A 19,985-nucleotide genomic window follows, 5' to 3' on the forward strand; every position below is an offset into this window, starting at 1 on the left:
CTACCCGCCCCCGGGCAACCCGGTCCAGGCGGGGTGGAGCGGATCGTCGGCCCGGACGACCGCGTCCGCACGCCCGGCGGGCTCCACCTCCTCCTCGTACCGCGCGAAAGCGGGCAGAGTCCACCGCTCGCTCTCCTCGGTGCGCCGCCGCAGCGCACCCGGCGAGAGCCGCAGATGGAGACTCAGGTCGAACGGGAACCAGTGACCGAGCAGCAACGGCCCGTGCATCACCAACACGCCGCCCTCAGGAAGGTGCTGATACGGGCTGCGGGTGGCCCGGTCCGTCACCGGGTCCCACAGATCGGGCAGCACCCGCCCGCTGCCGCCCGCCTCCAGCGGCCCGAAGACCTCACGCCAGAGAGCTCCCGTGTCGAACCAGCTGTCGACGTACGAGTCGGGGTCCTGCTTGCCGTACTCGTAACGCAGGCTCGCGGGGCGCAGGAACCCTTGGGTGGACACGACGAGCACGGCACGGCCACGGATCCGCAGCTCCTGGGCGAGACGCTCGGCCGGCTCCCCGGTGCGAGCGGCCGAAGCGCCGTCGACGCCGACCTTGAGCCACGGCCCGCCGTCGGACGGCTTCAGCCCGTCGGCGTACACGGCAAAGGTTTCGGCCAGCCGTTCCCAGGTGATCGCTTCGAATCGCACCCTGCCATCATCGCCCCCGGCGTCGGCGCGTCGGCGTCGGCCGTCCCACCAGCGGGGTGCCTCGTCATGGCCGGGCGGGGCGGCATGCGATCCCCCTGGTCCGGCGCGGGAGCCGGGGCACCATGCGCCGAGCGCCTGCAGCAGATCCTGCGCGAGGGCCGCACGGCGCGCCGGGACGAGACCGCCCGTGCTCGCCCTGTCCTACGCCTCCGGCCCCTCCCCGTCCATGGCCCTTCGCTCCTGTCCTCGTGCAGGGAGACGCTCGCCGGCCGGCGTCGGCGGCGGGCGAGCGTCACGCGCTAGTCACTTCTGCGCGCCGCAGTCCACCGCTTCGGCGTCGTCGGAGAGTGCGCTTCCCTCGGGCAGCAGATAGGACACCCAGAGCACGACCGGCTCGGTGCCCAGATTCCGACCGATGTGGCGGTGCTTGGCCCCGGACGGTTCGATGAACGAGGTGCCAGCGGGCGTCACCTCGACCGAGCAGTCGTCCAGTGTGCGCGTCAGCGTCCCCGACTTGACGACGGCGATCAGCTGGCCACTGTGGGTGTGCCAGCCGGTGGAGCCGCCCGGCTCCAGGGTGATCGTCCGGAAGGTCACGTCCGTACGGCCCTTCGGCGTCTTCACCTTCAGCTTGCCGACCGATGTGCCCTTCGCGACAACCGTGCCGCTCACCCCGCTGCCCGGGGTGGCGAGGGCCGCCGACGGTACGAAGCCGAGCGCCGCCACGCAGCCTCCGATGACCAGAGGCCGGCGCGCCAGCCCGTGCGCTCCCGCGACGGCCGCCGGGAGGAACGCCAGCGCCGCAGCCGCCGTGCCGACGCCGCCGCTCTCGATACCGGCCGCCTTCAACCGCCGCACGGCCCACAGCGAGTACGGGATGACAACGGTCGGCGCCGTGGCGACCCCCGGTGTGTAGCCGCGGTACGCCAGTGCCTGCGCCATGTGCACGATGCCGTGCAGCCCGAATCCGACCAGTACGGTCCGGAAGAACGGGCTGCGACCGCCGGTGCGCGCCCCGTCCGCCGACGCCGCCGCCATGACTCCGCCCATGATGCCGATGGCGACATTGACGTCCCGCTGCGAGAGTTCCATCCGCGCCCAGACCCGTTCGGGCACTCTCGGGAATCGCTTCCGGAGCCGCGGCCGGGCGGACCGCGCCCAGCCGGCCATGGTGGCCAGCTCCTCCAGATCGTTGGCCACCCAGGCGGCGAGCAGCCCCCAGGTCACCGCCTTGGAAACCGCGGTCTCCGCCATACCGGCCCCCCTGCGTCGCAGTACGATGACAGCACCTTACAACGCAACGTTGCGTTGCTTTTCTCTGGAGTGCCCATGGCCGCCGATCAGACCGTGAACCGCCGAACGGGCAAGGGCCCGCGTGCCGCCGAAGCGATCTTCGACACCACGCTGCGCCATCTCGCCGAACGCGGATACGCCCGTCTCACCATTGAGGCCGTCGCTCAGGACTCCGGGGTCAACAAGACGACGATCTACCGTTGGTGGCCCTCGAAGCCGGCGCTGCTACGGGCGGCCATGCTCCATGCCCGGGTCCTCGACATCGACATCCCCGATACGGGCAGTCTCCGCGGTGACCTGATCGCCCTCACCCAACAGATCGTCGGCCTGCTCACCGACGAGCGTACGGAACCGGTCGCCCGCGCCATGACCGCGGGCACCGGCCTGCCGGACGACGAACTCGCCGCGCTCACCCGCGACTTCTTCGCCGACCGGTTCTCCCGCGAGCAGCCGGTCTTCGCCCGCGCCGCCGCCCGTGGTGAACTCCCGAAGGACGCCGACCCGATGCTGCTGCTGGACCTGATCGCGGGGGCGGTCTGGATGCGGGTGCTGCTCCGCCGCGAACCGGTACCGCCGGACTTCGCCCGCGATGTCGTCGATGCCGTGCTGCCTCGCTGAGTGCGGCCCCGGCGTCGTGCTGCTGATCGCTGTCTTCGTCTGCCTGCGGAGCTGACAGACAGCCAGGGAGTCCGGGCGGAGCCGGTGTCAGCGGCCGAGCAGAGCCATGAGTGCGCCCACCGGGTCGGTGTCCGGCATCGCGCGGGGCCACCAGTCGTCCTTGTCCCGGTCCGATTCGTAGCCGTACCAACGGCCGTCGTGCCCGAAGCGGAGCTGAAGGATGCCGCCGGGGTGTGTGAGGTGGTTGCGCCAGGGGTGGAAGCGGGGGAAGTCGGCGGCTGCGAGCGCGGGGCGGGCCCGGTCGAAGGGACCGGCCGGGGGGTCCCAGGGAGTCTCCAGGACATCCAGCCCTTCGGCGCCGCCCTGGCGCCAGGCGGCGACGGCGCGGGCCAGGTCGGTGGTGGTGCGGCCGGTGGCGTAGGCGAGCTCGCGGTAGAGGGCGCGGGTGGTGGCGGTGAGCCCGGCGGTGGGGCGGGCGGCGGCCAGCCGGACGGCGTCCTGCCAGGGGGTGAGCCCGGCGAGCGGATCGTGTCCGGTGGTGAGGAGCGTGAGCGCGCGGGCCGCCGCGTCGGTGGCGAGGTGGTCGAGGGCGAGCGGGTCGCGGGCGCCGGGCAGTTCGGGGTACGAGGGCGGCTGGCCGGGATGCGCGGGTTCCGGGAGCGGGGAGGGCAGCGGCGGCAGGAATCGGTCGGCGAACGCTTCACGCGCCGGCACGGAGGGGGTGGCGGCGGCCGTGGGCCGTTCCCGGGCGGAGTGCGCGGCGTTGCGCCGGCCCAGCTCCTCCACGAGTTCGCGCTCACCCCGGCCGCGCAGCAGCAGGAGGACGAACGGGTCGGTGTCGAGCAGGCGGGCCATCTGGTAGCAGAGGGCGGCGACGTGCTTGCAGGGCCAGCCGTGGTCGGGGCAGGAGCAGCTCGGGTCGAGGTCGTCCGCGGCGGGCAGCAGTCCGGTGCCGGTCTCGGCCGCCGTGTCGACCAGTCCGTGCGGCATCTCCTTGGCGAGCAGCGCGGAGAGATGGCCGGGCCGCTCGGCGACGGCGTCGAGGAAGGTGTCCCAGCCGGCGTCGGTGAGGGTCCGCAGCCGCAGTTCGGTCCGGTACGGGCGGGGGCGGCTGCCCTGGACGTAGGCGACGACGCGGCCGGGAGTCACGGTGATCGCGGCGACATGGCCACTGTCCGCGTACGTACGGCCGCGGGCGAGGCGCCCCTCGTCCATCGACAGGGACTCCAGCGCCGCCACCCAGGACCGGCCCCACCAGCTGTCCGCGAACGGTGCGCCGCCGTCGGACGTGCGGGGCGGCACGGCGTCGAAGGTGCGCCTCAGGTCGTCGGGGCCCGGGCGGGCGCGGACATACGACGCGGGCCGGGAGCGGGGGCTCATGACGGCCTCCGGAGCGAGACGAGATCGGCGAGGTCACGGTCGCTGAGTTCGGTCAGCGCGGTCTCTCCGGTGCCGAGCACCGCGTCGGCCAGGGCCTGCTTGGCCGCCAGCATCTCGCCGATCCGGTCCTCGACGGTGCCTTCCGCGATCAGCCGGTGCACCTGGACGGGCTGGGTCTGGCCGATGCGGTACGCGCGGTCGGTGGCCTGCTCCTCGACCGCCGGGTTCCACCAGCGGTCGTAGTGGATGACGTGGGCGGCGCGGGTGAGGTTCAGTCCGGTGCCCGCCGCCTTGAGGGAGAGCAGGAAGACGGGTACCTCGCCGGACTGGAAGCGGTCCACCATCCGTTCCCGTTCGGCCACCGGCGTACCGCCGTGCAGGAGCTGGGACGGGACGGCGCGCGAGGCGAGGTGGGCGGAGAGGATCCGGGCCATCGTCACGTACTGGGTGAAGATCAGCACGGAGCCGTCCTCGGCGAGGATCGTGTCGAGGAGTTCGTCGAGCAGGGCGAGCTTGCCGGAGCGGCCGACGAGGCGGGTCGGCTCCTCCTTCAGGTACTGCGCGGGGTGGTTGCAGATCTGCTTGAGCGAGGCCAGCAGCTTCATGATCAGTCCGCGGCGGGCGATGCCTTCGGAGGCCTCGATGAACGCCATGGTCTCGCGTACCGCCGCCTCGTACAGCGTGGCCTGTTCGCGGGTGAGGAAGACGGGGTGGTCGGTCTCCGTCTTGGGCGGCAGCTCCGGGGCGATGCCCGGATCGGACTTCTTGCGGCGCAGCAGGAACGGCCTGACCAGCCGGGAGAGACGCTCGATCGCTTCCTCGTTCCCGAGTCCTGCCGCGGTGCCGGTGTTCTCGACGATCCGGGCGTGCCGGGCACGGAACGCCTTGAGGGGGCCGAGCAGCCCGGGGGTGGTCCAGTCGAGCAGGGCCCAGAGCTCGGAGAGGTTGTTCTCCACGGGGGTGCCGGTGAGGGCGATCCTGGCCGGGGCCGGGATGGTGCGCAGCGCCTTCGCGGTGGACGAGTGCGGATTCTTCACGTGCTGCGCCTCGTCGGCGACGACAAGTCCCCAGCTGTGCTGGGCGAGTTCGGCGGCGCTGGACCGCATCGTTCCGTACGTGGTGAGGACGAAGCCGTCGTCGGGGTCGTCGAGCGTGCGGTCGGCGCCGTGGAACCGGCGGACGGGAACCCCCGGGGCGAAGCGGTTGATCTCCCGGTGCCAGTTGCCCAGGAGGGAGGCGGGGCAGATCACCAGGGTGGGTGCGGGGTGCGCGCGGCGCAGATGCAGGGCGATGACGGTGATGGTCTTACCGAGTCCCATGTCGTCGGCGAGGCAGCCGCCGAGGCCGAGCGATGCCATCCGGTCGAGCCAGGCCAGGCCGCGCAGTTGGTAGTCGCGGAGCGTGGCGTCCAGCCCGGGCGGCGGCTCGATGGTGGCGTCGTCGGCGAGGATGCGGGTGCGGAGTTCGGCGAGGGCACCGGCGGGCATCGCCTCGACCTGTTCGCCGTCCACCTCCGCGCTGCCGGTCAGCGCGACGGCGAGGGCGTCCACCGGGTCGAGCAGGCCGAGCTCACGCTTGCGTGCCTTGCGTACGAGCGCGGGGTCGACGACGACCCACTGGTCCCGCAGGCGCACCACCGGGCGGTGGGCCTCCGCGAGGATGTCCATCTCCCGCTCGGTGAGCTGCTCGTCGCCCAGCGACAGCTGCCAGTTGAAGGAGAAGAGCTGCTCGGCGTCGAAGAACGAGGTGCCGTCGGTGGCCGAGCCGGGCGCGGGCCGTACGACGGCGGCGGCCGTGAGGGAGCGGACGAGTTCGCGCGGCCAGTGGATGCTCACGCCTGCCGCCGCCAGCCGCGCCCCGGCGTCGCTCAGCAGCTCGTACAGCTCGTCCTCGGTGAGGGCGAGCACGTCGGGGACCGGCAGGTCCAGCAGCCGTTCCAGCGGCGCCCAGACGCGGGCGGCGCGGCGCAGTGCGAGCACGGCGTCGATCCTGGCCCGCGGCCCGAACGGTTCTCCGCCACCGCCGTTCCACAGTGCGGCGGCGTCGATGACGTACGTCGGGTCGGCCAGGCTGTGCACCTGCGTGATCGCCGCGGCGGCATGCCGCGCGGCGCCGCGGTGGATGTCCGCGGTGTCTTCGGTGGAATCGTCGGCGCCGGGGCCGCCGTACGTGTCGGCGGTGTCGAAGAGTTCGTACGCCGACAGGTCGAGCCGGAGCGACACCCGCACCCCCGCGTCCAGACCGGCAGCGACCTCGGCGGCCCAGTCACGGGCGCGGGGCAGATGCTGGGCCTCGCGGGCCGCGAAGGGGGACCCCATCGCGTACGCCGCCGCGGGTGTCCGGGGCAGGGTGTCGGCGACCGCGTCGAGGAACGCACCGACCAGCGACTCGGGGTCCGGGAGCTGAAGCGGTGTGCGGTCCGGGAGCGGGACGGCATGTGCCTCGGGCGGCATGGCAGCGGCGATCGCGCGCAGATGGGCGATGTCCTCGGCGTCGCGCGGACCGGCCCGCCAGGCGTCGTGGTCCTCGGCCGTCAGACCGGGGACCAGCCGGCCGCGCGCCACCAGGTTGAGCCCCTGGAGTGCGGCCGCTCCCCAGCAGCGGGCGGCCGGATGAGCGGACTGCCGGTGCCGGGTGCGGACCAGCAGGGGCAGGGCGTCGGCGACGGGCAGCAGGACGGCGGGCACGGCGCGGACACGGACCTCACCCTGCTGCCCGTGACGTCGCACGACCGTGATCTCGGCGCCCTCGGCCGGCCCGGCCGGCTCGACCTCCGGAAGCGGACCGTCGTCCGGGTCCCAGAAGGCGACTCGCCCGTCCCGCGGCAGCGGGGCGGGCAGGAAAACGACAGCGCACCGCAGGAAGCGAGCCATGGCCGCGTCCTGCGCGTCCTGTTGCACACGTCCTGCCGAGGTCATCGCACCCCTCCCGTCCCGCGCTCGATCGTCTGATCTCACTGACTCCGCGAGTCTAGGCGGGGGGTCTGACAACCGGCCCTCGGCCGGCATTCGCTCAGGTCAGTGCCTGGCGAGTGGCTTCGGGCGGGCGACCCGCGTGGGCCCGGAGGCCACCGGCGCGGCGGCAGGTGCAGGCGGAGGCGGAGGCGCGGCCGCAGGCACCACGGGCGGCATCTGTTGCGGCTGCGGCTCCGGCTGCGGTTGTTGTTGCTGCGGCGGCTGCGGTTGTTGTTGCGGTTGCTGCTGCACCTGTCCGGGCTGCTGCGCCCGCTCCAGGAAGCGGAGCAGTTCCACCGGGAACGGCAGCACCAGTGTGGAGTTCTTCTCCGCCGCGACCGCGACCACGGTCTGCAGCAGTCGCAGCTGCAGCGCGGCCGGCTGGGCGGACATCTGGGCGGCCGCTTCGGCCAGTTTCTTCGATGCCTGCAGCTCCGCGTCCGCGTTGATGACCCGCGCGCGCCGCTCGCGGTCGGCCTCGGCCTGGCGCGCCATGGAGCGCTTCATCGTCTCCGGCAGCGATACGTCCTTGATCTCCACCCGGTCGATCTGGACGCCCCAGCCCACCGCAGGGCTGTCGATCATGAGCTCCAGTCCCTGGTTCAGCTTCTCCCGGTTGGACAGCAGGTCGTCGAGGTCGCTCTTGCCGATGATCGACCGCAGGGATGTCTGCGCCATCTGCGACACCGCGAACCGGTAGTCCTCGACCTCCACGATCGCGCTCGCCGCGTCGACCACCTTGAAGTAGATGACCGCATCCACCCGCACCGTCACGTTGTCCCTCGTGATGCCGTCCTGCGCGGGCACGGGCATCGTCACGATCTGCATATTGACCTTCCGCAGCCGCTCGATGCCGGGAAGGATCATGGTGAATCCGGGGCCGCGCACATCGTTGCGCAGCCTGCCGAGCCGCAGCACGACGCCCCGTTCGTACTGCTTCACGACCCGCGCAGCGGCCATCGCGTAGACCACGCCCACGGACGCCGTCGCCGCCATCGCGACCACCAGTTCTTCGACCATGACGGCCCCCTGAAAGCCGGAAATGCCTGATTCGCGCCGTTATTACCACGGTATGCCCATTAAGTACACCGGGCGAACCCCGACCCACGGGATGATCACCCGGCAGGCCCCGCACCGGATGCCGGGGCGGCCGGGAGAGGGCAGGGTGACCATCGTCAGCACCTGATGTACGGACGAGCCGGACGAGACAGACGAGGACCCGCCCATGCCCGTGATCGATCAACGACGCCGCCGTCTCGGCATCGCAGCCGGGACCGCGCTCCTGACCCTCACCGTCGCCGGCTGTTCCGGCCTCGGTCGCACCGCGGTCGGGCCGGTCACCTACGTCACCGAGCGGGATGCCGTGATCATGTTGAACAGCCCCTCGGTGAAGGGCTGCCACCGGCTCTTTCCGGGTGCCAAAGCAGTGAGGAACGGGACCCTGATCGACATCATCCTGTACCGGACACGAGACTGCACGGGCCCGGGGACGACGTATCTCGCCACCACGTTCACCGATGTGAACGCAGCGACCTCCCTCCCCTGGCGCAGCTTCAGCACGGTCCACTGACCACGGTGGCGGCGAGCCGCCGCAGCCCGGCACCGAGGCGCATCCGCGGGACGCTCTCCGGTGCCGTGCTGCGGCAGTGCACGTACGGAGGCCCGCTCGCCCTACGCGCGCCTGCGGATGAGCGCGACCAGCCGTGCCGTTCTGTCCCGCTGCTCCCGGGCGATCAGGACGACCAGCCCGATGAGCAGTGCGGGCATGATCGCGTTCACCGGGTCGAGCAGCGTCAGTTGGACGATGGAGGCGCCGGCCAGCAGTCCGGCGAAGGCCATCGCCGCGACGCCGGACAGCAGGGGTACCAGCAGGGCGATGGCGCCTGCCATCTCCAGGGCGCCGATGAGGTACATCGCACCATGGCTCCAGCCCATGCGGTCGAAGGACTCGATCGCGGTTTCATGGGCGATCAGCTTGGCGAACGCGCTGAAGGCGAAGAACAGGGCGAGTACGACCCGCGCGACGGTCAGCGCGACCGCACCGCGGCTGCGTGCCGTGTTCTCCGTCGTGGCGTCAGTGGTCGTCGTGTTCGTCGCCGTCGTGATCTCGGACATCGGGGTCTCCTCGAAGAAGCGTCGCGTGGTGTCGCGTACACAGGGATAGACTCCGCCGCCGTCCGAAACTCATCGCATCTCCCGCGCCTGGGGTCCTTCGTTCGGATCAGGCCGGATCAGACCCCGCGAGCCCGGCCTGATCCAAACATATGCAGCCGAACGAACGGCCGTTGGGCGCGGTTCCCGGCACGCGGCGCCCTCCCGCGCCGGGCTCCTCGCCGCCCGGTGTCCGTCAGCACCCCGGATAGCGCTCCTGCGGCCACGCCACCGCCTGCTCGAACTCCAGGCACAGATCATCCGCCAGCTCGGCGATCACGGCCCGTCCCTCCGTCAGCACGAGCCAGGAAGACGGGAGTTGCACGTCACCGTGGTGGGCGCCGAGCAGATTGCCGCAGACCGATCCGGTGGAGTCGCTGTCGCCCGAGTGGTTGACCGAGAGCAACAGCGACTCCGCCACCTCGTCGGCGCCGGGCAGCACCAGGGCGCAGTACACGGCGATGGCGAGGGCCTCCTCGGCCACCCAGCCCGCCCCCAGCGACTCCACCTTCTCGGCGGTCGGCGCCCCCTGCGCGGCCAGGTCGACGGCCGCGCGCAGCACCGCCGTCGTCTCCTCGTGTCCCGGGTGGCGGGCCAGCAGCTCCATGGCGCGCAGCACGGCGCCCGCCATCGAGTCGCCCTCCAGCAGATGGGCGATGATCGCGGCGAGGGCCCCGGCGGCGAACGCACCGGTCGGATGCCCATGGGTGATCTGGGCACAGCGGGCGGCGAGCGCGAAGCCGGTCGCCGCTCCCTCGCCGATCAGGCCGAAGGGCGCGGACCGCATCACCGTGCCGCACCCCTTGGACCCGGTGTTGACCGGACCCGGCAGGCCGATCGGTCCCGTCGGGCCGGGGATGTGGCCGGCCGCGAGTCCGGTGAGGCAGGCGTTGCCGGGGGCCCGGCGGGCGTACAGGAAGCGCTGCTGCCGCAGCCACCCGGTCCGTACGAGGTCGTCCCCGCCGCGGGCGGGCGGTGCCGGATGGTTCTGGGTGTCGAGCCAGCGCAGATAGGCGTTGCGGACCATCGCGGTCTCGGCGCCGCCTATCCCCTTCGACATGGCCCGGGAGTGCGCCCTGATCAGCCCTTCCGCGGTGAACAGGGTCATCTGCGTGTCGTCGGTGACCCGGCCGACGACCCCGTCCCCGTCCGCGACAGGTCCCAGGACACCCTGCTCCCCGTACGCCCGGCGGATACCGGAGAGCGACAGGAATTCCACCGGGTTTCCCAGGGCGTCCCCGATCGCACCGCCGAGCAGCGACCCGCGGACCCGGGCCCGGCTGGTGGCGCTGTGCCCCCATGATGTGCCGTTCACGGACGGTCCCCCACATTCTGTCGTCGTCGTTACTCAAAACCGCCGCCGCGGGTCCATCCTGGGAGGAGAGGCGATCACCATGCGTACCGGTAATGAACCGATGACCGCACGTAGTCCGCTGCGCCTGCGGCTGTGCCTGAGTCTATGGGGCATGGCCTGGGCGGTCTTCGGCCTGACAGCCTTCAGCCTGGTCGACCGCCCGGGTTGGGCCGCGGCCTGCGGTCTGCTCCTTCTGCTGACGCTGGTGGATCTGGCAGTGATCGTCCACCACATCCACCAGGGCCCGCACTACCAGCCGGGCCGCAACATCCCCCCGTACGAACCGGACCACGGTGGACGCGGCCGGTACGGGCACTGACCTCCGGGTCCCGGCGCGGGGCTCCCCCATCAGGGACAGGAAGCAGGGACAGGTCAGTAGGGGCAGACGTCGATGCCGCACAGCCCCGGCCCGCGTACGGGCACGCCTGCGTCACCGCTCCGCAGGACCGGTTCCGGCCCCGATCAAAGCCACGGAGGGCCCGTCCTGAGAGCCGTCATCCTCATGGACAGGACCGTGGCGTCAGCCGTCCGTGCCGAAGCGGGCCGCCCGCAGATACTCCGGGTTCGGGTCGAGTGCGGCGGCCAGCCGGAAGTGACGCACGGCCGGTTCCGAACGGCCGGAGCGCTGGAAGGTACGGGCCAGCGCGAAGTGCGCGAACGCGTTGTCCGGTTCGCGCTCCAGGACGAGTTCGAATTCCAGCTCGGCCGGGCGCAGTTGAGCGGCGGCGAAGAAGGCGCGTGCGCGCAGCAGACGGGCGGCCGTGTTCTCCGGATGGGCCGCGATCACCGAGTCCAGCAGTTTGACCGCGCCCCGCGGGTCGCGCGCGGCCAGCAGGCGTTCGGCCGCGCGGAAGTCGATGACATGGGTTTCCGGGGTCCTCTCGGGCACGGTCGCATCCTTCCCTTCGTCAACGCGTTTCCAACGTCCGGCCGGGTGCCGGTATTCCGGTCGGTGGACCGGTCCCGCGGCGGCCCGCCGTGTCAGTCCCGTCCGGAGGCGGCAGCGGCCCGCTGCGTCAGTTCCTCCCAGACCTTGCGGACCTGTGACTCCAGCGCCTCCAGTGGTCCGTCGTTGTCGACGATCAGATCGGCGACGGCCCGTCGCTGCTCGCGGGTGGCCTGCGCGGCCATCCGGGCGCGGGCCTCGGGCTCCGTCATGCCGCGCAGCCGTACGAGCCGGTCGAGCTGGGTCCCGGGGGCGGCGTCCACGACGACGACCAGGTCGTAGAGCGGGGCGAGTCCGTTCTCGGTGAGGAGGGGGACGTCGTGGACGACGACGGAGTCGGGGCCCGCCGCCCGCTCCAGTTCGGCGGAGCGGGCGCCGACCAGCGGGTGGACGATCGCGTTGAGCGTGGCGAGCCGGTCGGCGTCGGAGAAGACGATGGAGCCGAGCTTCGGCCGGTCCAGGGTGCCGTCGGCGGTGAGGATGCCATCGCCGAAGGCCTCGACGACGGCCGCGAGTCCGGGGGTTCCGGGCTCGACGACCTCGCGCGCGATCCGGTCGGCGTCGATCAGTACCGCTCCGTACGAGACGAGCAGTCGTGACACTTCGCTCTTGCCGGCGCCGATTCCGCCGGTCAGGCCCACTTTCAGCATGGTCGAGAGATTAGCCCCGCCTCCGGGCGCGGTCATGGCCCGGTCACGCCGTCCGGGCCGGCGGTCAGCCGTCGCCCTCCCGCTCGGCGAGGAACCGTTCGAATTCGAGGCCGATCTCGTCGGCGGACGGCAGGTCGACCGGTTCCGCGACCAGGTTGCCGCGCGTCCCGGAGCCCGCGAGCGCGTCGTACTGGTGCTCAAGCCCCTCGACGAGCGAGACGAGCTCCTCGTCTCCCTGGTCGATCTGGCGGTCGATCTCCGTCTGCGTGCGGTGGGCCTCTGTGCGCAGGGAGTGCGCGATGCCCGGCAGGACCAGGCCGGTCGCGGCCGTGATCGCCTCCAGTGCGGTGAGCGCGGCGTCCGGGTACGCGGCGCGTGCGACGTAGTGCGGCACATGGGCGGCGACGCCGAGGACGTCGTGTCCGGCCTCCATCAGCCGGTACTCCACCAGTGCCTCGGCGGAGCCGGGGACCTGTGCCTCGTCGAAGGGGCTGCGGTGGCCGGGCATCAGGTCCGTGCGGTTGCCGTGCGGCGTGATGCCGACCGGCCGGGTGTGCGGGACGCCCATCGGGATGCCGTGGAAGTTGACGGCGAGACGCACCCCCAGCCGCTCGACGATCTGCTCGACGGCGGAGGCGAACCTCTCCCACTCCACATCCGGCTCGGGCCCGGACAGCAGCAGGAAGGGCGCCCCGGTGGCGTCCTGGACCACCCGGACGTCCAGCGTCGGGGTCTCGTACGCCGCCCAGCGGTCACGCCGGAAGGTCAGCAGCGGGCGCCGTGCGCGGTAGTCGACGAGCCGGTCGTGGTCGAAGCGGGCCACGACCTGGTGCGGCAGTGTCCCGAGGAGGCCGTCCACGATCTGCTCGCCGGTCTCACCCGCGTCGATGTACCCCTCGAAGTGGTAGAGCATGACCAGGCCGGCCGACTCCTGGGCGAGCGCCATGTCGACGACGGCCAGGCCCTTCGGCTCCCATTCGTACAAACTCTGCGGATCAGGCACGGTTACCGCTCCTCCTCGTATTCCCAGGGAAGAACGCCCGGCGGGACACAGGCATTCCCAGCCTGTGCCCTTTCACAGGGTGGTTACGCCAGAACGCGCGTGTGCAGTGCGGCGACCACCTTCCGTGCGGAGGTGAACGCTCCGTGCTGCCAGGCATCGGTGTGGCCGAGGTAGTCACCGGCGAAGTGGACGCGGCCCGCAGCCTGGTTGAGGGGCGCGAAGGCAGGGGCCGTCGGGGCCGCCGGACAGGGAGTGCCAGGCGGCCTCCAGGTGCGGGGTCTGGCGCCAGTGGTAGGAGAACGACTGCCCGACCACCGTCCACAGCAGCAACACGGTCACCGGCGGCAAGGGCCTGACCAACATCACGGCACCCCGTAGAACCGGACCCCGGACACGAGTGAGGCCCGCTCCCCGAGGGGAGCGGGCCTCACTTGTCAGCTACTGCAGCCGATGACCGGCCGGAGGGTCAGAGCGTCAGCTCTGGCCGCCCGCCAGCTTCTCGCGCAGGGCAGCCAGGGCCTCGTCCGACGCCAGGGCGCCGGAGGTGTCCGCGGACTCCGAGGAGTACGAGCCGCCGCCGGCACCGGAGGCAGCCGGGGCACCACCGGCCGGGGCAGCAGCGCCCTCGGCAGCAGCGGCCTCGTCGGCCTCGCGGGACTTGATGACCTGGGCGCGGTGCTGCTCGAAGCGCTCCTGCGCCTCGGCGTACTGCGTCTCCCACACCTCGCGCTGGGTCTCGTAGCCCTCGAGCCAGTCGTTGGTCTCGGGGTCGAAGCCCTCGGGGTAGATGTAGTTGCCCTGGTCGTCGTAGGACGCGGCCATGCCGTACAGGGTCGGGTCGAACTCGACCGAGGCGGCGTCGGCGCCGAACGCCTCGTTGGCCTGCTTCAGCGAGAGGCTGATGCGACGGCGCTCGAGGTCGATGTCGATGACCTTGACGAAGATCTCGTCGTTGACCTGGACGACCTGCTCCGGGATCTCCACGTGGCGCTCGGCCAGCTCGGAGATGTGGACCAGACCCTCGATGCCCTCGTCGACGCGCACGAACGCACCGAACGGAACGAGCTTCGTGACCTTACCGGGAACGACCTGCCCGATCTGGTGCGTACGGGCGAACTGCTGCCACGGGTCTTCCTGCGTCGCCTTGAGCGACAGCGAGACGCGCTCGCGGTCCATGTCGACGTCGAGAACCTCGACGGTGACTTCCTGGCCGACCTCGACAACCTCGGAGGGGTGGTCGATGTGCTTCCAGGACAGCTCGGAGACGTGCACGAGACCGTCGACGCCACCGAGGTCCACGAAGGCACCGAAGTTGACGATCGAGGAGACGACGCCGGAGCGGACCTGACCCTTCTGCAGGGTCGTGAGGAAGGTCTGACGGACCTCGCTCTGGGTCTGCTCGAGCCAGGCACGGCGGGACAGGACCACGTTGTTGCGGTTCTTGTCCAGCTCGATGATCTTGGCCTCGAGCTCCTTGCCCACGTAGGGCTGAAGGTCGCGGACACGACGCATCTCGACGAGCGACGCGGGAAGGAAGCCGCGGAGGCCGATGTCGAGGATGAGACCACCCTTGACGACCTCGATGACGGTACCGGTGACGATGCCGTCTTCTTCCTTGATCTTCTCGATGGTGCCCCAGGCACGCTCGTACTGAGCGCGCTTCTTCGAGAGGATCAGGCGGCCTTCCTTGTCCTCCTTCTGGAGAACCAGGGCCTCGATCTCGTCGCCGACCTTGACGACCTCGTTCGGGTCGACGTCGTGCTTGATCGAGAGCTCGCGGCTCGGGATGACGCCTTCGGTCTTGTAACCGATGTCGAGGAGAACCTCGTCCCGGTCAACCTTGACGATGACACCGTCAACGATGTCGCCGTCGTTGAAGTACTTGATCGTCTCGTCGATCGCCGCGAGGAACGCGTCCGCGTCGCCGATGTCGTTGACCGCAACCTGCGGAGTGGTGGCGGTGGTCTCGGTGCTGCTCGTCATGTGGGAAAGGGCTCCGGTACGGACAGTGAGTCGTAGGTACTGCTACGCCGAGAGCCCGTATCGCCTCTGCAGAAGCCGGACAGCCGAGGAAGCACCCGACCCGGCGAGCCGGAGGCGCCTCGTGAACCGAGGGGACATGCAACAGACGCAAGCGCGGCCTGCTAGGTCTGAGGCGCGCAGGCTCGCAACGCAACTTGTAGCATACGGGGGCAGCCGGGCAGGGTCAATGCGCGAAGGCGCACACGGGGGACACAGGGGCCCATACCCGGCACAATTCAGGTCCCCCGAGGCCACATCGGTCCCGGCCGTGTTGCGTGGGTACGGTTCCGTACTCACAGGTACCCCTAGGTACGTACCGCGTGCGGCGGGGTGAAGGCAAACTACAACGACGGACACGATGAGCCAAGAGATCTACACCACCGAACCGGAAGCGACCCGCCGCAGCGCCGGCGAAGCGGAGAGCAGCCGGGCAAGTCGCGGCTGGTGGGACCGGAACGCCGACGAGTACCAGAGCGACCACGGCGCCTTTCTCGGCGACGACCGGTTCGTCTGGGGCCCGGAGGGTCTCGACGAGGCCGAGGCCGGCCTGCTCGGCCCCGCGGAGTCGCTGAGCGGCCTGGACATCCTGGAGATCGGTGCGGGCGCGGCGCAGTGCTCGCGCTGGCTGGCCGCCCAGGGTGCCCGTGCCGTCGCCCTCGACCTCTCCCACCGCCAGCTCCAGCACGCGCTGCGGATCGGCGACGAGGTCCCGCTGGTGGAGGCGGACGCCGGAGTGCTGCCGTTCCGGGACGGCTCCTTCGACCTGGCCTGCTCCGCCTATGGCGCGGTGCCGTTCGTCGCCGACCCCGTACAGGTCTTCCGCGAGGTGCACCGGGTGCTGCGCCCGGGGGGCCGCTGGGTCTTCTCGGTGACGCATCCGATCCGCTGGGCGTTCCCGGACGAGCCCGGGCCCGAAGGCCTGTCCGTCGCGGCCTCCTACTTCGACCGCACCCCGTACGTCGAGCAGGACGAGCAGGGCAACGCCGTGTACGTCGAGCACCACCGGACCGTGGGCGACCGGGTGCGGGACGTGGTGGCCGGCGGGTTCCGCCTGGTCGACCTGGTCGAGCCGGAGTGGCCCGACTGGAACCACCAGGAGTGGGGCGGCTGGTCCCCGCTGCGCGGAAACCTGATCCCGGGCACCGCAGTCTTCGTCTGCGTACGGGACTGAGCTCCGGCCGGCACGGCTGAGAGCCTGTCGGGTGACCTTCGATCGGAAAGCGGACGCGGTCTGGTGCGTGCGATTCCAAGGCGCCGGAAGGCCCTCGGATGAGGTCTCCCCTGCTCGAACGAAGCTGAGAGCTTGGGGAAGGAGCTACCAGGGCATTTCGGCAACGCGGGAAGCGTGCGTGCCAGGGCGTGGCCGCCCGATCAGAGGTCACCCGACAGGCTCTGAGCCCTGGTCGTACGCGACCGGCCGCTCCCGCCGTACGGGCCCGGGCACCCGTCGTACGACACTGGGGGCGTGATCCGTACCGACGCCCTCGACCGGCTGCCCGTCCGTACCGCCGTGCCCGCGCTCCGGCAGGCGCTCGACGACCGGGGTGTCGCGGTGCTCTGCGCACCGCCCGGCACCGGCAAGACGACGCTGGTCCCGCTGGTCCTCGCCGGCCTGGTCGGCGACGGCCCCGCGCGCCGCGTGGTGGTCGCCGAACCACGCCGGATCGCGGCCCGCGCGGCGGCCCGGCGCATGGCGTGGCTCCTCGGGGAGCAGACCGGGGAGCGGGTGGGGTTCACGGTCCGCGGGGAGCGTGTGGTGGGGCGCGACACGGTGGTGGAGGTGGTGACCACCGGTGTGCTCCTGCAACGGCTCCAGCGCGACCAGGAGCTCGCCGGGGTCGATGCGGTGATCATCGACGAGTGTCATGAACGGCATCTGGACGCGGACACGGTCGCCGCCTTCCTCCTCGACGTACGGGAGGCGATCCGGCCCGATCTGCGGCTGGTCGCCGCGTCGGCGACGACGGACGCGGAGGGGTGGGCGCGACTGCTCGGCGATGCGCCGGTGATCGAGGCGCAGGGCGTGTCGCACCCGGTGGAGGTGGTGTGGGCGCCGCCGGTGAAGCCGGTCGGGCCGCCGCACGGGATGCGGGTCGACCCGGCTCTGCTGACGCATGTCGCCTCGGTGGTGCGCCGGGCGCTCGCCGAGCGGGACGGCGACGTGCTCTGCTTCCTGCCCGGGGTCGGTGAGATCGGCCGGGTGGCGGGACAGCTGGCGGGGGTGCCCGCGGAGGTGCTGCAGGTGCACGGGCGGGCACCGGCGGCGGTGCAGGACGCGGTGCTGGCGGGCTCGTCCGAGGGGCGCCGGGTGGTGCTGGCGACCTCCGTCGCGGAGTCGTCGCTGACGGTGCCGGGGGTGCGGATCGTCGTCGACTCGGGCCTGGCCAGGGAGCCGCGTACCGATCATGCCCGCGGACTGAGTGCGCTGACGACCGTGCGGGCCTCGCAGGCCACCGGGAGGCAGCGGGCGGGCCGGGCGGGGCGTGAGGCGCCGGGCGCGGTGTACCGGTGCTGGGAACAGGCGGAGGACGGGCGGCTCGCCCGGTTCCCGTCACCGGAGATCAAGGTGGCCGATCTGGCGGCGTTCGCCCTGCAGGCGGCCTGCTGGGGCGATCCGGACGCGTCGGGGCTGGCGCTGCTCGACGCGCCGCCCGCCGGTGCGATGGGGGCGGCCCGCGAGGTCCTGACGGCCGTCGGCGCGGTGGACGCGGTCGGCCGGGTGACCGACCGGGGCGTACGGATGTCGCGGCTCGGCCTGCATCCGCGGCTCGCCCGTGCGCTGCTGGACGGCGCGGCCGAGGTGGGCGGGCGCCGGGCGGCGGAGGTGGTGGCGCTGCTGAGCGAGGAGCCGCCGCGGGAGTACGGGGACGACCTGGCGGCGGCGCTGCGTACCGCCCGGCGGGGCGGCGACGGCTACGCGGCTCGCTGGCGGCAGGAGGTACGGCGGCTGTCGTCGTCCCTGGAAGGCGCCCGCGACGGTTCCGGCACGGACGATGCCGCCGTCGGCCTGGTGGCCGCGCTGGCGTTCCCGGAGCGGGTGGCGCGGGCCCGCGGCGAAGGAACGTTCCTGATGGCGTCGGGGACGGGCGCGGAGCTGCGGGACGGGTCGCGGCTGCGCAGCGCACCCTGGCTGGCCGTCGCAGTCGCGGACCGCCCGGCGCACGCGGCGTCCGCACGGGTGCGGCTCGCAGCCGTCATCGACGAGGACACGGCGCGGCTTGCCGCCGGGCATCTGCGGTTCGCGGGCGAGGAGGTCCGGTGGGACGGCCAGGACGTGGTGGCCCGCTCCGTGGAACGCCTGGGCGCTGTCGAACTGTCCGTGCGCGCGCTGAAGCAGCCGGACCCCGCGCTGGTGCGGGCAGCGCTCGTCGACGGGTTGCGGCGCGAGGGGCTCGGCCTGCTGCGCTGGACCCGGGAGACCGAGCAGCTGCGCGAGCGGCTCACCTTCCTGCACCGGGAGCTGGGGGTCCCGTGGCCCGATGTGTCGGACGCTGCGCTGCTGTCGCGTACCGAGGAATGGCTGGAGCCCGAGTTGTCACGGGCCCGGCGCCGCTCCGACCTGGCCCGCATCGACGCCGGGCAGGCGTTGCGGCGGCTCCTGCCATGGGCGACGGGCGAGGCGGCCCGGCTGGACGAGCTGGCGCCCGAGCGGATCGAGGTGCCGAGCGGGTCCCGGATCCGGGTCGAGTACGGCGGGGCGCAGCCCGTGCTCGCGGTGAAGCTCCAGGAGCTGTTCGGTCTCACCGAGACACCGGAGGTGGCCGGGGTGCCGGTCCTCGTGCACCTGCTCTCCCCTGCCGGCCGCCCGGCGGCGGTCACCGCCGATCTGGCGTCGTTCTGGCAGGACGGATACCGGGCGGTGCGGGCGGAGCTGCGCGGCCGCTATCCGAAGCATCCGTGGCCGGAGGACCCGACGACGGTCGCGGCGACCCGGTACACCTCGGCGCGGCTCAGGCGGGAGTAGGCGCCGGATCCGGGGTGGGTGCGGTCGCCGCCTCCGGCTCCCGGCCGCCCGGCCGCCGGGACCGTGCCTCCAGCCACAGCGCGAGCGCCAGCAGCCCGGCGGCAAGGATCAGGAAACCCCGGGGCAGGTACGAGGTGAGCAGCAGGATCAGCACACGCTGGGACGAGACCAGTGCGACGGTGGACTCGATGTAGTCCTCGCGCATCTTCACGTGTCCGGCGAACGCGGTGACCGTGTCCTCGGGCATGCCCATCGCCTTCGCGTTGCGCAGCTCCTCCTTGTGGATCTCCTCGCCGTTGACGGGCGCGCCGGTGACCGGGTCGACCCAGAACATCCGCTTGGTGGTGTACCAGCGGGTCATGCCCGTCTTGGCGACCTGCGCGGCGGTCAGGCCCTCGATCGGCATCTTCTTCGGCATCGGGACCCTGGTCCACGGAATCGTCTGCTCGAAGTAGTAGACGTCCATGCCGCGGAACGTCCGGGTGCCCCTGTAGTGGATCGGCGAGCTGGTGCGGGTCTGGGCGTCGAAGTACTCGTAGTCGCGCTTCTCGGTGAGGAACGGCCATTTGAACTCGATGCCCTCGCGCTCGACGGGGTCGCCGTCGACGCTCTCGCCGGTGGCGTGGACGGGGGCCTGGCTGTGCGCGTCGAAGATGTAGCGCTCGGGGATCTGCGAGACCATCGCGCCGTTCGGGTCGACCACGTAGCTGAGGGTGTCCCAGACGACGACGTCGCGGCCGGCGCTGCGCTCGATCTTCTCGGACTCCTCCACATTGCCCTTGAGGGTCTGCACGATGGTGACCTTGGGGACCTGCTTGACCTTCATGCCGTCGTTGTAGTCGAGGAGCGTGGCGGGCTTCGCCTCCAGAACCATCTCCTGGTACTGGCTCGGCGGGATCTTCGCCAACCTCGGGAAGGCGTACCAGCGCAGCAGTGGCGACAGCGCGGCGAAGAAGACGGCGAAGGCCAGGAGTACGAGTCCGGCTCGGCGGCGCATGGCGT

At 71.8% G+C, this 19,985-nt stretch carries 17 protein-coding genes and 2 pseudogenes; 5 read left to right on the top strand and 14 right to left on the bottom strand.

Annotated elements, in window-relative coordinates:
• The 3 genes and pseudogenes from ACWD6R_RS13895 to ACWD6R_RS13905 all read right to left on the bottom strand — a co-directional run.
• Window positions 1-648 carry a uridine kinase gene (locus ACWD6R_RS13895; protein WP_451818887.1) on the bottom strand — a complete coding sequence of 216 codons (648 nt, stop codon included), beginning with the start codon at window positions 646-648 and terminating at the stop codon, window positions 1-3.
• A gap of 303 nt (window positions 649-951) precedes the next feature.
• Complete coding sequence (locus ACWD6R_RS13900; RefSeq protein ID WP_451818930.1) at window positions 952-1,407, bottom strand: cupin domain-containing protein; 456 nt, start codon at window positions 1,405-1,407, stop codon at window positions 952-954.
• A 111-nt stretch (window positions 1,408-1,518) separates the two neighbouring features.
• Window positions 1,519-1,902, bottom strand: a pseudogene (locus ACWD6R_RS13905) (HXXEE domain-containing protein); the annotation flags it as partial.
• A gap of 75 nt (window positions 1,903-1,977) precedes the next feature.
• Here ACWD6R_RS13905 and ACWD6R_RS13910 point away from each other — a divergent pair.
• The gene (locus ACWD6R_RS13910; protein WP_451818888.1) at window positions 1,978-2,559 is read left to right on the top strand and encodes a TetR/AcrR family transcriptional regulator; all 582 of its coding nucleotides are present in this window, start codon (window positions 1,978-1,980) and stop codon (window positions 2,557-2,559) included.
• An 87-nt stretch (window positions 2,560-2,646) separates the two neighbouring features.
• On the opposite strand, the gene ACWD6R_RS13915 is transcribed toward ACWD6R_RS13910, so the two are convergent.
• The 3 genes from ACWD6R_RS13915 to ACWD6R_RS13925 form a co-directional block, all read right to left on the bottom strand.
• A complete protein-coding gene (locus tag ACWD6R_RS13915) occupies window positions 2,647-3,939 on the bottom strand; it encodes an SWIM zinc finger family protein (RefSeq protein WP_451818889.1) in 1,293 nt (430 codons plus the stop codon).
• On the bottom strand, window positions 3,936-6,857 hold the full coding sequence (locus ACWD6R_RS13920) for a DEAD/DEAH box helicase (protein ID WP_451818890.1): 2,922 nt from the start codon (window positions 6,855-6,857) through the stop codon (window positions 3,936-3,938). Before ACWD6R_RS13920 ends, ACWD6R_RS13915 begins: the two co-directional genes overlap by 4 nt.
• 99 nt (window positions 6,858-6,956) lie before the next feature.
• Window positions 6,957-7,913, bottom strand: a complete 957-nt coding sequence (locus ACWD6R_RS13925) for a slipin family protein (RefSeq protein WP_451818891.1) — start codon at window positions 7,911-7,913, stop codon at window positions 6,957-6,959.
• A gap of 205 nt (window positions 7,914-8,118) precedes the next feature.
• On the opposite strand from ACWD6R_RS13925, the gene ACWD6R_RS13930 reads away from it, so the two are divergent.
• The gene (locus ACWD6R_RS13930) at window positions 8,119-8,463 is read left to right on the top strand and encodes a hypothetical protein (protein WP_451818892.1); all 345 of its coding nucleotides are present in this window, start codon (window positions 8,119-8,121) and stop codon (window positions 8,461-8,463) included.
• A 101-nt stretch (window positions 8,464-8,564) separates the two neighbouring features.
• Here ACWD6R_RS13930 and ACWD6R_RS13935 read toward each other — a convergent pair whose 3' ends face one another.
• Both ACWD6R_RS13935 and ACWD6R_RS13940 read right to left on the bottom strand, forming a co-directional pair.
• Window positions 8,565-9,008, bottom strand: a complete 444-nt coding sequence (locus ACWD6R_RS13935) for a DoxX family protein (RefSeq protein WP_451818893.1) — start codon at window positions 9,006-9,008, stop codon at window positions 8,565-8,567.
• Between the two features lie 232 nt (window positions 9,009-9,240).
• Complete coding sequence (locus tag ACWD6R_RS13940; RefSeq protein ID WP_451818894.1) at window positions 9,241-10,359, bottom strand: ADP-ribosylglycohydrolase family protein; 1,119 nt, start codon at window positions 10,357-10,359, stop codon at window positions 9,241-9,243.
• A gap of 79 nt (window positions 10,360-10,438) precedes the next feature.
• Between ACWD6R_RS13940 and ACWD6R_RS13945 the strand changes: the two genes are divergently transcribed.
• Window positions 10,439-10,717: a DUF6343 family protein gene (locus tag ACWD6R_RS13945; RefSeq protein ID WP_393303211.1), complete on the top strand. Its 279-nt coding sequence runs from the start codon at window positions 10,439-10,441 to the stop codon at window positions 10,715-10,717.
• Between the two features lie 201 nt (window positions 10,718-10,918).
• Here ACWD6R_RS13945 and ACWD6R_RS13950 read toward each other — a convergent pair whose 3' ends face one another.
• The 5 genes and pseudogenes from ACWD6R_RS13950 to rpsA form a co-directional block, all read right to left on the bottom strand.
• Window positions 10,919-11,287: a tetratricopeptide repeat protein gene (locus tag ACWD6R_RS13950; RefSeq protein ID WP_451818895.1), complete on the bottom strand. Its 369-nt coding sequence runs from the start codon at window positions 11,285-11,287 to the stop codon at window positions 10,919-10,921.
• A 92-nt stretch (window positions 11,288-11,379) separates the two neighbouring features.
• Window positions 11,380-11,994 carry a dephospho-CoA kinase gene (gene coaE, locus ACWD6R_RS13955; protein WP_451818896.1) on the bottom strand — a complete coding sequence of 205 codons (615 nt, stop codon included), beginning with the start codon at window positions 11,992-11,994 and terminating at the stop codon, window positions 11,380-11,382.
• 64 nt (window positions 11,995-12,058) lie between these two features.
• A complete protein-coding gene (locus ACWD6R_RS13960; RefSeq protein ID WP_451818897.1) occupies window positions 12,059-12,997 on the bottom strand; it encodes a PAC2 family protein in 939 nt (312 codons plus the stop codon).
• A gap of 83 nt (window positions 12,998-13,080) precedes the next feature.
• Window positions 13,081-13,309 (bottom strand): annotated as a pseudogene (locus ACWD6R_RS13965) (amino acid oxidase); the annotation flags it as partial.
• Window positions 13,310-13,471: 162 nt separating this feature from the next.
• The gene (gene rpsA, locus ACWD6R_RS13970) at window positions 13,472-14,980 is read right to left on the bottom strand and encodes a 30S ribosomal protein S1 (protein ID WP_451818898.1); all 1,509 of its coding nucleotides are present in this window, start codon (window positions 14,978-14,980) and stop codon (window positions 13,472-13,474) included.
• Window positions 14,981-15,377: 397 nt separating this feature from the next.
• On the opposite strand from rpsA, the gene ACWD6R_RS13975 reads away from it, so the two are divergent.
• Together ACWD6R_RS13975 and hrpB are read left to right on the top strand one after the other, a co-directional pair.
• Window positions 15,378-16,190, top strand: coding sequence for a class I SAM-dependent methyltransferase (locus ACWD6R_RS13975; protein ID WP_451818899.1), 813 nt, complete (start codon window positions 15,378-15,380; stop codon window positions 16,188-16,190).
• A gap of 294 nt (window positions 16,191-16,484) precedes the next feature.
• Window positions 16,485-18,983 carry an ATP-dependent helicase HrpB gene (gene hrpB / locus ACWD6R_RS13980; RefSeq protein WP_451818900.1) on the top strand — a complete coding sequence of 833 codons (2,499 nt, stop codon included), beginning with the start codon at window positions 16,485-16,487 and terminating at the stop codon, window positions 18,981-18,983.
• Here hrpB and ACWD6R_RS13985 read toward each other — a convergent pair.
• Entirely contained in the window at window positions 18,970-19,980 is a 1,011-nt protein-coding gene (locus ACWD6R_RS13985) for a DUF3068 domain-containing protein (protein WP_451818901.1), read from the bottom strand. The two genes, hrpB and ACWD6R_RS13985, sit on opposite strands and share 14 nt — an antisense overlap.
• Window positions 19,981-19,985 lie beyond the last annotated feature (5 nt).

Source organism: Streptomyces sp. NPDC005151 (assembly GCF_053599875.1).

Bases quoted from the DNA above. Each gene is read 5' to 3' on its own strand.
- ACWD6R_RS13925 (WP_451818891.1), bottom strand. From the start codon at position 7,913: ATGGTCGAAGAACTGGTGGTCGCGATGGCGGCGACGGCGTCCGTGGGC.
- coaE (WP_451818896.1), bottom strand. From the start codon at position 11,994: ATGCTGAAAGTGGGCCTGACCGGCGGAATCGGCGCCGGCAAGAGCGAA.
- ACWD6R_RS13945 (WP_393303211.1), top strand. From the start codon at position 10,439: ATGCGTACCGGTAATGAACCGATGACCGCACGTAGTCCGCTGCGCCTG.
- ACWD6R_RS13975 (WP_451818899.1), top strand. From the start codon at position 15,378: ATGAGCCAAGAGATCTACACCACCGAACCGGAAGCGACCCGCCGCAGC.
- ACWD6R_RS13935 (WP_451818893.1), bottom strand. From the start codon at position 9,008: ATGTCCGAGATCACGACGGCGACGAACACGACGACCACTGACGCCACG.
- ACWD6R_RS13985 (WP_451818901.1), bottom strand. From the start codon at position 19,980: ATGCGCCGCCGAGCCGGACTCGTACTCCTGGCCTTCGCCGTCTTCTTC.
- ACWD6R_RS13930 (WP_451818892.1), top strand. From the start codon at position 8,119: ATGCCCGTGATCGATCAACGACGCCGCCGTCTCGGCATCGCAGCCGGG.
- rpsA (WP_451818898.1), bottom strand. From the start codon at position 14,980: ATGACGAGCAGCACCGAGACCACCGCCACCACTCCGCAGGTTGCGGTC.
- ACWD6R_RS13915 (WP_451818889.1), bottom strand. From the start codon at position 3,939: ATGAGCCCCCGCTCCCGGCCCGCGTCGTATGTCCGCGCCCGCCCGGGC.
- ACWD6R_RS13920 (WP_451818890.1), bottom strand. From the start codon at position 6,857: ATGACCTCGGCAGGACGTGTGCAACAGGACGCGCAGGACGCGGCCATG.
- ACWD6R_RS13910 (WP_451818888.1), top strand. From the start codon at position 1,978: ATGGCCGCCGATCAGACCGTGAACCGCCGAACGGGCAAGGGCCCGCGT.